Below are 13,068 nucleotides of genomic sequence, written 5' to 3'. Positions count from 1 at the left end.
TCGTTAAGTCGATGAGTTATCGATAAGTAAGTCGGTTATTGATATGTAAGTTCGTTATTGATAAGTAAACTGGTTATCGATAAATAAACAGAGTGAAGCGTGGTAACATGGCGCCAGTATTCAAATACACCTAATTACCACTCTATGATTTTACCTGTGATCCTAGCTGGCGGCTCCGGAAGCCGCCTCTGGCCTTTGTCTCGCGAGCTTTACCCTAAGCAATTTCTCAATATTGCTGGCGAACAGTCGATGCTTCAGCAAACACTTCAACGCCTGCAAGGGCTTGAGAAGCACTTAACAGATAGTACCTGCGATGCCCCGCTCATCATCTGTAATGAAGAACATCGCTTTATTGCTGCAGAACAAGTCCGCGCCGCTAAAATCCAACACAGTGGAATCCTATTAGAGCCTGTAGGCAGAAATACAGCCCCAGCTATTGCGCTTGCTGCCCTACAGACTCTAAGCAAATCAGTGGATAAGAAATCGAACGAATCTGACCCTATCTTATTAGTGTTGGCGGCCGATCATCACATCGCTAAAACCTCTGAATTTCAACAAACAATTAGCCGTGGTGTTGATTACGCAAAACAAGGGAAACTGGTGACATTCGGTATAACCCCAAATGCTCCAGAGACTGGCTATGGCTATATCAAACAAGGCCAGCCACTTCCCTCTAGCCTGCAAATAGAAACCAACGCTACAGTGCAACCAATCCATCACGCCTACACCATTGAATGCTTCGTAGAAAAGCCCGATAGAGAAACTGCAGAAGCGTACATCCGCTCAGAACAGTACTTATGGAACAGTGGCATGTTCATGTTTAAGGCATCTCGTTATATTGAAGAACTCGCCGAACACCACCCAGAGATATTAGCGGCTTGTAAACTTGCTCTTGCAAAGCAAAATACCGACCTCGATTTTATCCGTATTGATGCTGAAGCATTCAAAAGCAGCCCGAGTGATTCCATCGATTATGCTGTGATGGAGAAGACCTCACACGCCGCAGTGCTCCCAATGGATGTCGGTTGGAATGACATCGGTTCATGGTCTGCTATCTGGGATGTAAGCGCCAAAGATGAGCACAATAACGTCATTGAAGGTGATGTATTAACCGTCGATTCTCAACACAACTATATTCATGCGGAAAATAAGCTGGTTGCGACTGTAGGTGTCGACAATCTGATCATTGTCGAAACCAAAGACGCGATATTAGTTGCGAATAAAGACAAGGTTCAGGGCGTGAAATCGATTGTCAGCCAACTGAATCAAGCCGGTCGAACAGAACACATTCACCACCGAGAAGTCTTTAGGCCTTGGGGTAAATACGATGTGATCGATTTAGGTAAGCGTGACAAAGTGAAGCGCATTACAGTCAACGCTGGCCATAAGCTTTCACTGCAAATGCATCACCATAGAGCAGAACATTGGGTAGTAGTGGCTGGCACTGCGAAGGTAACCAACGACGATAAAACGTATCTAATCAAAGAAGATCAATCCACTTACATTCCGTTAGGTCATATTCACAGCTTAGAGAACCCTGGCGAGACACCTCTTGAAATGATTGAAGTTCAAACTGGCAGTCACTTAAGTGAAGACGATATCATTCGATATCAAGACAGCTATGGGCGAGATATTCGAAGCGAACAAGCTTCTCCGCTTCAGAACAAAAAATCGAAATAGAAGCAGCGACAATCAAATGAAACCAACATTAGATCTTAGCTGCTTTAAGAACAACGACATTCGCGGCATCATTGGTCGCCAAATCAATGAACCGTTTGCCTATCTGCTTGGAAAGGCGTTTGGTGAATATCTCCTATCACGAAATGCCAAAGGTTTAGATGCATCGGCTCAAGTCGTTATTGGTCGAGATAACCGTGAAACGTCCCTTTCATTACAAGAAGCCATGACCAAAGGATTAAGCGAGTCAGGGGTAAACGTCATTGATCTTGGAATGACTGGCACTGAAGAAGTCTACTTTGCGACTCGTTACCTAAAAGCGATTGGCGGAATCCAAATCACAGCTAGCCATAACCCAATCCATTACAACGGAATGAAATTAGTCGGTGCTAACGCTAGCCCAATCAGCAAGCAGAGTGGGCTGACTGAGATTAAACATCGCCTTGAGGCATTAGCTCACATGGAAACGTTAGCTCCAAAGTGTTATGACGATGTGACTCTCTATGACTCACAGAAAAACAAGTATTCGACATCGGCGAATATTCTAGCTCCCTATGTAGACCACCTACTCTCCTATATAACACCGTCTAATCTTTCACCTATGAAGATTGTGGTGAACGCAGGGAACGGTGTCGCTGGGCGTATCATTGATGATTTAGAAGCTCGCTTTGCCACGCTCGACATTCCGATCACCTTCATCAAGGTTCACCATACTCCTGACGGAACATTCCCTAATGGCATTCCGAACCCATTGATTAAAGAAAACCAAACAGCCACCAGAGACGCCGTTTTACAAAGCTCGGCCGATCTTGGTATTGCTTGGGATGGCGACTTCGATCGCTGCTTTTTCTTTGACGAGAAAGGCGATTACATTGAGGGTTATTACATTGTCGGGTTACTTGCTGAAGCATTCTTATTAAAAGAGCCGAACGCCACTGTATTGCACGATATGCGCATGACATGGAACACGATTGAAGTCACCAACAAGCATGGTGGAAAAGCCATTGGGATTAAAGCGGGACACGCACTTATCAAAGAGAAGATGCGTGAAACGAATGCTGTCTACGGGGGTGAAATGAGCGCACACCATTATTTCCGTGATTTTGGACACTGCGATTCAGGAATGATTCCTTGGCTACTGGTTATTGAACTGATGTCGAAAACCCAACAGTCTCTTCACCAACTGACCAGCGCAAGTATGGATAGATTCCCCTCGTCCGGAGAGCTTAATCGCAGAGTATCCAATCCAGAGCAAGTCATCGCTTCTGTGCTAGCACACTATCGTGACAATGCCGTAGACATCGATTATATGGATGGTATTAGTGTGGATATGGGAACATGGCGCTTCAATCTAAGACAATCCAACACAGAGCCATTGATACGCCTTAATGTAGAAACCAAGCAAGACAGAGCTTTGCTTTCGCTTAAAGTCGACGAGTTACTGTCTTTTCTCATTTAAGAGTACACGGCACTTTCAATTTACAACTAAGAACTATAAAAAAGCCCTTACTAGCGATTTGCTAATAAGGGCTTTGAATTTTTAGCCGCTTAGCGACTGGCTGTAATAATTAGATTACTTGTTACGACGCGCTTCAACAGCACCTGCAAGTTGACGAAGTACTGTTTCAGTATCTTCCCAACCAATACATGCGTCAGTAACAGATTGACCGTATGTCGCCGCTTTACCGTCAACTAAGTCTTGGCGACCTTCAACTAGGTGAGATTCAATCATCACACCAAAGATTGCTTTATCACCACCCGAGATCTGTGCACTTACGTCATCAGAAACGTTCATTTGGCGCTTGAACTGCTTTGAGCTGTTCGCGTGGCTGAAATCAATCATCACTTTCTGTGGAAGACCTGAAGCTTCTAGCTCTTCTTTAATCTTACCAACGTGCTCTGCACTGTAGTTTGGCTCTTTACCACCACGTAGGATGATATGACAATCAGGGTTACCTGCTGTTTCAACGATCGCTGAGTGGCCGTATTTAGTTACCGACAAGAAGTGGTGAGAAGCGCTTGCAGAGCGAATTGCATCTGTTGCGATCTTGATGTTGCCATCCGTACCATTCTTGAAGCCAACAGGGCAAGATAGGCCTGAAGCCAGTTCACGGTGAACTTGAGATTCTGTCGTACGTGCGCCAATTGCGCCCCAGCTGATTAGATCTGCAACGTATTGTGGCGTGATCATATCTAGGAATTCACTCGCCGTAGGCATTCCCATATCAGTTAGGTCAAGCAGTAGCTTACGTCCTAAACGAAGACCGTCATTTAGTTTGAACGTGTCGTTCATGTACGGGTCATTGATTAGGCCTTTCCAGCCAACAGTGGTACGTGGTTTTTCAAAGTAAACACGCATTACGATTTCAAGGTTATCGCCTAGTTCGTCACGTAGCACTTTCAAACGTTTACCGTACTCAAGAGCAGCTTCTGTATCATGAATAGAACATGGGCCAACAATAACAAGTAAGCGATCATCGCTATCTTCTAAAATATTGTGGATCGCTTTGCGGCTTTCAAAGGTTGTAGAAGAAGCAATTTCTGTCGCTGGAAACTTTTCTAAAACAGCAACAGGGGGTAATAACTCTTTTACTTTGGTAATTCTTACATCATCAGTCTGGAACATTGCTTACTTCTTCCTATTTTCTATCCTTGAGGCTGAATGCACGTTATCTCACGTCACTTTACATCAGCATTTATCTTCTTGTTCCCTGTAACTTAACGAGTAAAAACCACAGTTTCAATCACTAATTAAAAAAAAAGGCAATTTATTTTATGTTTTATATTTAAAACACCCCGTATAACATTGTTTACACGCCATCGATTGCGCAGTTATCAGACACAGTAAGAACACAGCTCTTCAAACTATCCTGGCTAGATAATGTCTTACGCAACGATAGATAAAAGCTCTTTACCACACTACAGCCTTTACAAAACGCATACACAAAAAATAGAGAGCTAAAGACTTTTCGTCACATAGAGAAAAATGGGAACTAGCACCACAACCTTGGTTTGGATGTTACTCATCGAAGAATAGAACCGATCAAATTTGGCAATTTCTGCGCAGGAACGGTATATGGAGAATTGTACAGGCGAAACAACAGAAGATGTGACGACGAAAGAAACGAAGAACAGCTAACTGGTTGATAAGATTGCTATCGCGACCTTACCTTGGCCTCGAGCGTCTTGTGAAAAGCCTCAAAGCGATGTGCCCTTCAAACTCAATTACACAATTTTTTTAATAAAGTGGCTTCGGCTTGTTCAACACTCGGGATTTAGTGTTGGCTGCGCAATACCTCAATCGTTATATGTTACTTTGAAACGCTGCTTTTACAGATTTCGAGACCCGCGAAAACTTCCCCAAACTTCTCTCCTTTGAACTTGCAATATCTTGACAGCTCTCATTCTGTATTCGTGTGTTGTCACAGTGATCATCATAACCAAACTGGGCTTTCATAACTAAACCAGAAGCTAATAGGCTTGCTCCAATGCCACTTCCAAAAACCGTAACAACCTGCTTAAATATTTCAAAATAACTGTTGATTGCTAAAAGCAAGGCTTGATTAATATCTTTAAGATTGGCATTTTTAGGATCGGTCATTTCTTTATTAAGTTCACCGATCACTTCACTCTGTAAAGAAAATGTAAACGCTAAAAATAAGGCAGTAGCACCGCCAATAATAAAACCAGAAATAGCAAGTCTGGAATGTAATACCGAACGCTTTTTATTTTTCGAAAATAAAACAAACTTTATAGTGATAAACAAGCAGATAAGCCAAAAAACTACATACACCACTGCTTCACTCATATAATCATCAGTAATCAATTAGTTAACCTTTACATTTTTAAAATATAACGAATGACATGGATTCCCCCTACCGAGGATCTGCCACACTTATGTGGTACTTAATTGCACTGGAGGCACCATGTCTGATTATTCTTATTTCTGCGGTATCGATCTAGCTAAAAACCACTTTAGTCTTCATGACGTAGACCAAAATGGTAAAGTCATACTTCATAAGTCAATAACCCGATCTAAATTACTGACTACAATAGCAAATATGCCTCTCATGCGTATAGGCGTTAAAGCGTGTGGTGGTGCACATTATTGGGCAAGAACGCCTAAGAAACTCGGTTACGACGCATGAATTATGGATGCTGGCTTTGCGCGTGTTGGAGTGAGCCGAACCACGTAGCCGAAGGCATCGAAAATAAGGGGAATGGCATTGACGAAAACAGAGGAGATGTGACGACGAAAGAAACGAAAAATAGCTAACTGTTTGATAAGATTGCTATCACAACCTTATCTTGGCCTCGCTCGCCTTGAGAAAAGCCTCAAAGCGATGTGCCCTTCAAATGCAATAGTACAATTTAATTAATAAAGTCGCTTCGGGCTTGTTGAACACTCGGGATTTAGTGTTGACTGCGTAACACCTTAATCCTTATTCGTTTATTTTTTGTTAGTTGACCGTACCACTACGGTCTAAAACCGGCAACGCGTAATAACGGTGTAATATTATTTTTTGAAAACTACTTTATAGTTATTCCTACCTACTTAGTCAGTAGGAACTCAAGCAAGTTAAATCGAAAGTGAATCAATATATATCAATAGGATTAACATAATGAATACTGCCGAAGCTACAAAAACAATTAAATTGGAATATAACAAAGCAATAAAATTGGAACACGGGAATGTTGCAGAAATGCGTAAAACTAACGAGGGTTCAAATTCTCAAGTCGTCATAAAGAATTTAAGTTCACAGAATACTATTACCATATCTATTACTCTAGGGAAAGATGGAAGTACACAAAAAATAGCACCAAAAGAAGAGCTGTTTTTTCATGATACACCAAGTGACTTTGATGGAAAAGTACTACAAATTTTCAATCAAACATCTAGTCAACATGCTGGAACAGCAGAAATCACTGTCAATGGCGTGAGATAAAATAAAATAATGTAGCTGAGAGCAAAGCCTCAACTACATTAAGTTTTTCGACTAAACTTCAAAGTCACCTCCAAAAGGTTAATAAGTGCAACTTACGTTCTAATAATGGGCTAAAAATTGTTTGCTAAAATGTTGAGAAACGAAAACAGAAAACTGTTTTTAGTCCTTATTTATTAGCTTGTTATATGCCAGAACTACCAAAAGCGCCACCATGATTTTTTATTTAGAAAGTTAAGAAGTTTAGCGTTGTCGTAACATGGCCACAGAGAGTTTTAATATTTGCAAATTCTTCAGCTTCTCCTTCCTACTCTCCAATTTTATTCTCTAAGTCTTCGCATTCGGAACACCACGCGTCCGGCCTAGGGCTTTCTGGTTGCTCAATTGACCACCAAAAACCTCTAGGGTTTCCATCTTTCAGACTCTCAACAGTGTGCTGACAGACATAAGTTTGTTGCTGCTTTCCATGCTCACAACATTCAATATACTCAATTTCATCAACCATACTTCAGTGTCATATAACGAATGACATGGATTCCCCCTACCGAGGAGCTACCACACTTATGTGATACTTAATTGCACCTGAGGCACCATGTCTGATTAGTCTTAATTGTGCGGTATCGACTTAGTTTTGCCCTCATCCCATAGAGCAAAATAGTAAGGTCATATTAATAAGTCGGTAAACTGCGCTAACCTACTGACTAAAATAGTAAATATATCAATCAAACACTAAAGCGTGTGTAGGTACACCTTATTGAACAAAACAGTCAATAAACTAAGTCACGATGCCCAAATTATGGGCGTCGGTTTTAACATGCGTAGAAGTCAGCCGCCCCTCCTAGCCGAAAGGCATTGATAATAAGGAGAATGGCATTGATGAAATCAGAGGGGATGTGACGACGAAAGAAATGAAAAACAACTAACTGGTTGATAAGATTTCGGTCGCAACCTTATCTTGACCTCGCTCGCCTTGAGAAAAGACTCAAAGCGATGCGCCCTTCAAATCCAATCGTACAATTTACTTAATAAAGTGGCTTCGGGCTTGTTCAACACTCGGGATTTAGTGTTGGCTGCGCAACACCTTAATCCTTATTTGTTAGGCTTTAGGTTTGATTAACAATGGTGAAAACTGAGGTAGTTCAATGCTATTTTCTTTAGCAACAGAAGAAACTTTAAAGTAAAAATCTTCAAATTTTTCTAATGAATTAATTTGCCTATATTCAGACCTTAAAAGCAAAAACTCCTGTGGTGTGACTGACGGTCTTACAATCTCTAAGGTTCTTTCTATGTAATGGACGGTTTTATACTGATAAACGGATTCAAATAACATATGACCATACATTAAAGTTATTAGAAGAGATAATAAAGGTGTAGCTATCTTAAAAAACCTGATTTTCTTCAAGAGTTTATCATTATCTACTTTTTTAGTCCGTACATTCATCTGCTTTGTCACCGAATACAGTTTCATTGTAAAAACCCAAGGAAAAAGGATCATCATGACCATGATAATTACTGGAGTGAAAATAGGAAGAAAGCCCCCGACACCATTCCCGATATTACTGTAAAGGCTATCAGCAAACCCTGAGAACAAATAACTAGCCGCGGTAACAGTAAGATCTAATACCTTTATACAAAAATCTTTTAGGAAATACTCCCAAAATCCACTTCCTAAAGCACCTAAGAAAATAACACCGAAAATGGATTTCCATTTTTTACTATCTTTTTCACTGTCCCGAACTTGATTTTCCAACTTTAACCCCATAAAACTACTTATGTTTACAAATGAAATGCACTTAGTTGATTATCATGATGCCATTATTCATTGAGCTTTCCAAACTGGGGAAGCCTAACGAATGACATGGATTCCCCCTACCGAGGATCTGCCACACTTATGTGGTACTTAAATGCACCGGAGGCACCATGTCTGATTATTCTTATTTCTGCGGTATCGACCTAGCTAAAAACCACTTTAGTCTTCATGCCGTAGACCAAAATGGTAAGGTCATACTTCATAAGTCAGTAACTCGCTCTAAACTACTGACTACAATAGCAAATATTCCACTCATGCGTATAGGCATTGAAGCGTGTGGTGGTGCACATTATTGGGTCAGAGCACCTAAGAAACCCGGTGACGACGCACGAACTATGAATGCTAGCTGTGCGTGTATTGGTGTGAGCCGACCCAACTAGCCGAAAGGCATTGATAATAAGGAGAATGGCATTGATGAAATCAGAGGGGATGTGACGACGAAAGAAATGAAAAACAGCTAACTGGTTGATAAGATTGCTATCGCAACCTTATCTTGACCTCGCTCGCCTTGAGAAAAGCCTCAAAGCGATGTGCCCTTCAAATACAATCGTACAATTTACTTAACAAAGTGGCTAAGGGCTTGTTCAACACTCGGGTTTAGTGTTGGCTACGCAACACCTTAGCCCTTGTTTGTTATAGCTCAGCGATGTGCGAAAGAGTTTCCGGATGACGCTGAACCAATTTTAGAAGGGTCACAGCTTGTCCATTTGGTGCGCTACGCCCTTGTTCCCAGTTTTCTAATGTTCGGGATGATGTATGCAGTAAACGCGCAAACACACCACGCGACATATTAAACTGTTCACGGATACTCACGATCTCATTAGGTGAAATATCTAACTCACTGATATCGTTAACTTGATGAGTTTTAAGAGTGAGTTTACCCTCTGAATGCTCTTTAGCCTCAACAAGAGCAGAACTTAACTCTGCAAATAGATCACGATTGCTCATTACGCCACGCCTCCATAAAAGCCTTTAATTGTTTCTTTTGATCTGCAGTTAAATCAGACATTTCATTCTTGCCATAAATTGTCAGCAAGTAGAAGCGACGCTTTTCATCGAGGAAGTAATAGATAACACGAGAGCCGCCTCGCTTGCCCTTACCTTTACTTGCAACTCGAATCTTTCGCAAACCACCTGTACCTTGAATCACGTCCCCCTGTTTCGGGTTAGACATTAACTCAGCTTGAAAAAGCCTAAACTCATCATCGCTGAGATATTCATTACGGTACTTTTCAAATATGGTCGATTCAACAAATACACTTTTCATATGCAGAGTATACGCAAGTAACGTACACATAGCAAAACTATACGTGATTAACGTAGTTATGACTTTTCGGAAGGCGAATCTGACCTGAGCTATAACGCCTGCATACCCACAGCCGACAGCGAAACTTGCACCCACATCTGCACATTATTAGGTAACAACACTCAATAAACTCGGTCACGATGCCCAATTTATGGTTGTCGATTTTGACATGCGTAGAAGTGAGCCGCCCCACCTAGCCGAAGGCATCAAAAATAAGGGGAATGGCATTGACGAAAACAGAGGAGATGTGACGACGAAAGAAACGAAAAACAGCTAACTGGTTGATAAGATTGCTATCGCGACCTTACCTTGGCCTCGATCGTCTTGTGAAAAGCCTCAAAGCGATGTGCCCTTCAAACTCAATTACACAATTTATTTAATAAAGTGGCTTCGGGCTTGTTCTACACTTGGGATTTAGTGTTGGCTGCGCAACACCTTAATCCTTATTCGTTATACGCGTGGTTGAGGCTCAAGTGAGAAACTCATTACGCTATGGTTTGGTGCACTTTCAATATCAACCACTGACCAGCCTAAAGACAGATACAATGGTGCTACATTTGTATAAGCATACAGATTACCTTGAACGGCTTCTGATACTTGCTTAACACCACGATTAATCAACTCACTCGCAATACCTTGCCCACGCAATTCGGGAGATACAAAGACCGCATTAAACCAAATAACTTCAGAGTTACCTTGAGGCTCTTTAAAACAAGAATAAGCAAGACCACCGATAACTTCATTATTTCTAAGCGCGACAATAACAGGTGGAAGATGAGCTTCTGATTTGTAGGTATCCGCGAACAGAAAATCAGACCATTCGGTTTGAAACAGCCTTTCTAAAGCAATCCAATGCAGGCTATTTTAATCACAACTTCTGAATACTACCTTGTTCATATTGGATTATTTCCTTGATAGCGTATAACGCCTTGCTCTGCGGCAATTTTGGAGCGCAGCGGAAAAATTGTCCGACAGCAGCAACTTGTTATATTTAAAGTACATTACGATATAAAAGGTATGCTAAAAAAAGAGCAAACCATATGCAGTATAAAAAATAATAAAACCACAACGGCTCACTAAATCCCTTTTTCATACCATTAGCTCTGAAATATGACCCTTGTATGTGCCCAATTAAAGCATTGCCTATTGTGTATACAAGCAAAGCAGGCACTAGATACGACTTTGTATTATCAGCCAGTTCTTTATAGAACAACATTATCAAACCAAGAACCAAAAGATTAATAATTGCAACTGAATACCAATTTGGGTTGAGCTTATCCGCTAAAGACTGATTCAAAATTATTCCTTAAATATAACATTTTAATATCGTTCAAGCACGAATTCATCCGATCAATATATCAAAAAGGTCGGTCATAACCAACTGAATGCTATGCATTTGATATAAAATCGGGTCTCAACATTCCGTGTGAAAACGTGCAAGCACACATTGCCGCCTTTGTAAGGCACGTTATCATTCTTAGCCACTTATCAATCCAATTACTATTCAAAAACTTAACACCATTACCCTCGTTAGGTTCGTGCTCATTCAGTGTAAAAAACACTCTTTTTAAAGTCATTAATTATTCAATAAACTGTCTGTGTGTACTGGTCACTGAGGGGAAGCTAAAGCTAGTCGATTCTGACTCGTCATTAATGAACATGTGAATGACTAAAAGTAATCATAAATTTGGAAGCTTTGAGGGAAGTGTTGGGGGGGAATATTACAGTTACGGCGACTCTGGGTTCATAAACATTCAAAGGCAAGATTCAGTTTTGCCTTTGAATGTTCCTCAGAAAATCACCACTACTCGTCACTTAGGTGTATGGGTTTTGGTTTAGAACTGCGGGGGGACGGACTGGGGCTACTTAAGGCTAATAGTCATATTTGAGCGGTTGCACCACAGAATCTAAGCCCTCAATTTTAAGAGCTAAGCATAGCTGCATTAAATCGCCCAACTCACCTTGTGGGAAGCCCTTTTTATCGAACCACAGCAAGTATTCTTCAGGTAGGTCAATCAAGGTGCGGCCAGCGTATTTGCCAAATGGCATTTGCATTCTGGCTAGCTTAATTAGGTTCTCTTTCTCTAGCATTACAAGCTCTTTCTAGACGTCGTCGATGTTCTGTAGAGTATCACCTAAGCGTTCAACCCAATAGTTGATCGCATCTTTGGCGTCATCTAGCGAATCAATCATAGTAGAAAAGTCTTTGTTACCCGCTTCGCGGTCGATGGCTGCAAACAACGGAGTGCCGTCTTGCGCATCACTGACCAATAGCTCAACACTGGCGCTCCCAACGTTGGTGTGCTCACCTGTCGTCACCTTAGATATAGTCGACATCGCAAGACCAAACGGCAGCACACTGCTTGTCACGGCTAAGATCGGGTTGGGCGTTTCAACATTACTTAAGGCAATACTCAAACGTAGCGTGTTCCCTGTTGGTTCATCGACAATCGTTTTATGAGGCGATATTTTCGCTTCCAAACGACTCACCATATGATCTGTGAGCTCCTGAATGTCTTCCTGATCTAATGTGCCTTCTTCTGCTAACACAAAGATTTGGTCGATCACCACAGAGTCATAAGCGTCTAATTTGGATTTCAAACGTTGTTCGTCACGCAGCCCTATCCTTGCCCAAACTAAATCAACGCCTCCATCAGGGCCAGGCTGAAAATCTTCATAACTGGTGAATTTAGTCGCAGTTTTAATTGGGCCGCCTGCACAACCAAACAAAAACATGCTGGTTGCAACAAGCAAAAGGACTTTCAAAGGTTTCATAACGCACTTAAGTAAATCAAGGAATTAACTAAGTATGACATACCCTAAGTGGAAAAGTTGTAGAAAAAGAGGTAAAACTCAGAGCTCGATCTAAAATCAATGGTTCTGAACGGTATGTGCATACTCTACGATCACCTGATTGCCTTCGATATAAGCATTTTGGATCTCACCATCAACACTCATTCTACTTTTCAGATAAACCACTTTGGGCCCGGATTCATTGTCTTCTTTAAGTGAAGGGAGCACATTCCTTGGCTCCAAATGAAGCAAACGACAGAAGTGACTAACGAAAGACATGGTTAATGCTTTCTCCCCTCTTAGCACTCGCGAAAAATCCAACTGGTTCATTCCAAGCTTTTTTGAAAACTCCATCTGCGTAATTCGCATTCGAGATTTTTGTGACATCCACGTTTGGTACAAAGCATCTCTATCTTGCTCAGTGAATTCCATTACCGGTTCCTTTATATAATTCATGCCAATCAATTGTCCGGCTTTTCATAGATGGCATGTCAGGGTTTGGTTAGTGAAAACCAAAGGTTTGGTTTTGATATGACCTT

The 13,068-nt window shown here is 41.3% G+C and carries 11 protein-coding genes and 4 pseudogenes; 6 read left to right on the top strand and 9 right to left on the bottom strand.

Features of this window, described 5'->3' with window-relative positions:
* Positions 1-144 precede the first annotated feature (144 nt).
* The 3 genes and pseudogenes from K08M4_RS16845 to K08M4_RS22545 form a co-directional block, all read left to right on the top strand.
* Positions 145-1,680 carry a mannose-1-phosphate guanylyltransferase/mannose-6-phosphate isomerase gene (locus K08M4_RS16845; protein WP_086050726.1) on the top strand — a complete coding sequence of 512 codons (1,536 nt, stop codon included), beginning with the start codon at positions 145-147 and terminating at the stop codon, positions 1,678-1,680.
* 16 nt (positions 1,681-1,696) lie between these two features.
* Positions 1,697-2,123, top strand: a pseudogene (locus tag K08M4_RS22550) (phosphomannomutase CpsG); the annotation flags it as partial.
* An 86-nt stretch (positions 2,124-2,209) separates the two neighbouring features.
* Positions 2,210-3,136, top strand: a pseudogene (locus tag K08M4_RS22545) (phosphohexomutase domain-containing protein); the annotation flags it as partial.
* Positions 3,137-3,250: 114 nt separating this feature from the next.
* On the opposite strand, the gene aroG reads toward K08M4_RS22545, so the two are convergent.
* Positions 3,251-4,303: a 3-deoxy-7-phosphoheptulonate synthase AroG gene (aroG, locus tag K08M4_RS16835; RefSeq protein ID WP_065678182.1), complete on the bottom strand. Its 1,053-nt coding sequence runs from the start codon at positions 4,301-4,303 to the stop codon at positions 3,251-3,253.
* Between the two features lie 678 nt (positions 4,304-4,981).
* Positions 4,982-5,503, bottom strand: a complete 522-nt coding sequence (locus K08M4_RS16830; protein ID WP_086050724.1) for a hypothetical protein — start codon at positions 5,501-5,503, stop codon at positions 4,982-4,984.
* A 100-nt stretch (positions 5,504-5,603) separates the two neighbouring features.
* Between K08M4_RS16830 and K08M4_RS16825 the strand changes: the two are divergent.
* Both K08M4_RS16825 and K08M4_RS16820 read left to right on the top strand, forming a co-directional pair.
* A pseudogene (locus tag K08M4_RS16825) lies at positions 5,604-5,822 on the top strand (IS110 family transposase); the annotation flags it as partial.
* Positions 5,823-6,299: 477 nt separating this feature from the next.
* The gene (locus tag K08M4_RS16820; RefSeq protein WP_016786991.1) at positions 6,300-6,623 is read left to right on the top strand and encodes a hypothetical protein; all 324 of its coding nucleotides are present in this window, start codon (positions 6,300-6,302) and stop codon (positions 6,621-6,623) included.
* 1,093 nt (positions 6,624-7,716) lie between these two features.
* Here K08M4_RS16820 and K08M4_RS16810 read toward each other — a convergent pair.
* A complete protein-coding gene (locus K08M4_RS16810; RefSeq protein WP_157665757.1) occupies positions 7,717-8,370 on the bottom strand; it encodes a hypothetical protein in 654 nt (217 codons plus the stop codon).
* A gap of 170 nt (positions 8,371-8,540) precedes the next feature.
* On the opposite strand from K08M4_RS16810, the pseudogene K08M4_RS16805 reads away from it, so the two are divergent.
* Positions 8,541-8,768 (top strand): annotated as a pseudogene (locus tag K08M4_RS16805) (IS110 family transposase); the annotation flags it as partial.
* Positions 8,769-9,063: 295 nt separating this feature from the next.
* Here K08M4_RS16805 and K08M4_RS16800 read toward each other — a convergent pair.
* The 6 genes from K08M4_RS16800 to K08M4_RS16765 all read right to left on the bottom strand — a co-directional run bounded on the left by K08M4_RS16800 (position 9,064) and on the right by K08M4_RS16765 (position 12,961).
* Positions 9,064-9,378 (bottom strand): helix-turn-helix domain-containing protein, encoded by a 315-nt coding sequence (locus K08M4_RS16800; RefSeq protein WP_086050720.1) that lies wholly within the window; start codon positions 9,376-9,378, stop codon positions 9,064-9,066.
* Positions 9,365-9,697, bottom strand: a complete 333-nt coding sequence (locus K08M4_RS16795) for a type II toxin-antitoxin system RelE/ParE family toxin (RefSeq protein ID WP_012600340.1) — start codon at positions 9,695-9,697, stop codon at positions 9,365-9,367. The genes K08M4_RS16800 and K08M4_RS16795 overlap by 14 nt, the downstream gene beginning before the upstream one ends.
* 489 nt (positions 9,698-10,186) lie before the next feature.
* Positions 10,187-10,594: a GNAT family N-acetyltransferase gene (locus K08M4_RS16790; RefSeq protein ID WP_232460266.1), complete on the bottom strand. Its 408-nt coding sequence runs from the start codon at positions 10,592-10,594 to the stop codon at positions 10,187-10,189.
* A 1,014-nt stretch (positions 10,595-11,608) separates the two neighbouring features.
* The gene (locus K08M4_RS16775; RefSeq protein ID WP_009845653.1) at positions 11,609-11,827 is read right to left on the bottom strand and encodes a DUF3820 family protein; all 219 of its coding nucleotides are present in this window, start codon (positions 11,825-11,827) and stop codon (positions 11,609-11,611) included.
* Positions 11,828-11,839: 12 nt separating this feature from the next.
* Positions 11,840-12,511 carry a DUF3313 domain-containing protein gene (locus K08M4_RS16770; protein ID WP_017097015.1) on the bottom strand — a complete coding sequence of 224 codons (672 nt, stop codon included), beginning with the start codon at positions 12,509-12,511 and terminating at the stop codon, positions 11,840-11,842.
* Between the two features lie 96 nt (positions 12,512-12,607).
* Complete coding sequence (locus tag K08M4_RS16765; RefSeq protein ID WP_009845655.1) at positions 12,608-12,961, bottom strand: hypothetical protein; 354 nt, start codon at positions 12,959-12,961, stop codon at positions 12,608-12,610.
* Between the last annotated feature and the right edge of the window lie 107 nt (positions 12,962-13,068).

The organism is Vibrio syngnathi (genome assembly GCF_002119525.1).
Taxonomy (GTDB): Bacteria; Pseudomonadota; Gammaproteobacteria; order Enterobacterales; family Vibrionaceae; genus Vibrio; species Vibrio syngnathi.
Note: the sequence above shows the minus strand (reverse complement) of the source record. Positions and strands in the feature narration are given on the sequence as shown.

What these genes read in the sequence shown, in the direction of transcription:
- K08M4_RS16795 (WP_012600340.1), bottom strand. Translation starts at nt 9,697, where the DNA reads ATGAAAAGTGTATTTGTTGAATCGACCATATTTGAAAAGTACCGTAAT.
- K08M4_RS16800 (WP_086050720.1), bottom strand. Translation starts at nt 9,378, where the DNA reads ATGAGCAATCGTGATCTATTTGCAGAGTTAAGTTCTGCTCTTGTTGAG.
- aroG (WP_065678182.1), bottom strand. Translation starts at nt 4,303, where the DNA reads ATGTTCCAGACTGATGATGTAAGAATTACCAAAGTAAAAGAGTTATTA.
- K08M4_RS16820 (WP_016786991.1), top strand. Translation starts at nt 6,300, where the DNA reads ATGAATACTGCCGAAGCTACAAAAACAATTAAATTGGAATATAACAAA.
- K08M4_RS16765 (WP_009845655.1), bottom strand. Translation starts at nt 12,961, where the DNA reads ATGGAATTCACTGAGCAAGATAGAGATGCTTTGTACCAAACGTGGATG.
- K08M4_RS16845 (WP_086050726.1), top strand. Translation starts at nt 145, where the DNA reads ATGATTTTACCTGTGATCCTAGCTGGCGGCTCCGGAAGCCGCCTCTGG.
- K08M4_RS16770 (WP_017097015.1), bottom strand. Translation starts at nt 12,511, where the DNA reads ATGAAACCTTTGAAAGTCCTTTTGCTTGTTGCAACCAGCATGTTTTTG.
- K08M4_RS16775 (WP_009845653.1), bottom strand. Translation starts at nt 11,827, where the DNA reads ATGCTAGAGAAAGAGAACCTAATTAAGCTAGCCAGAATGCAAATGCCA.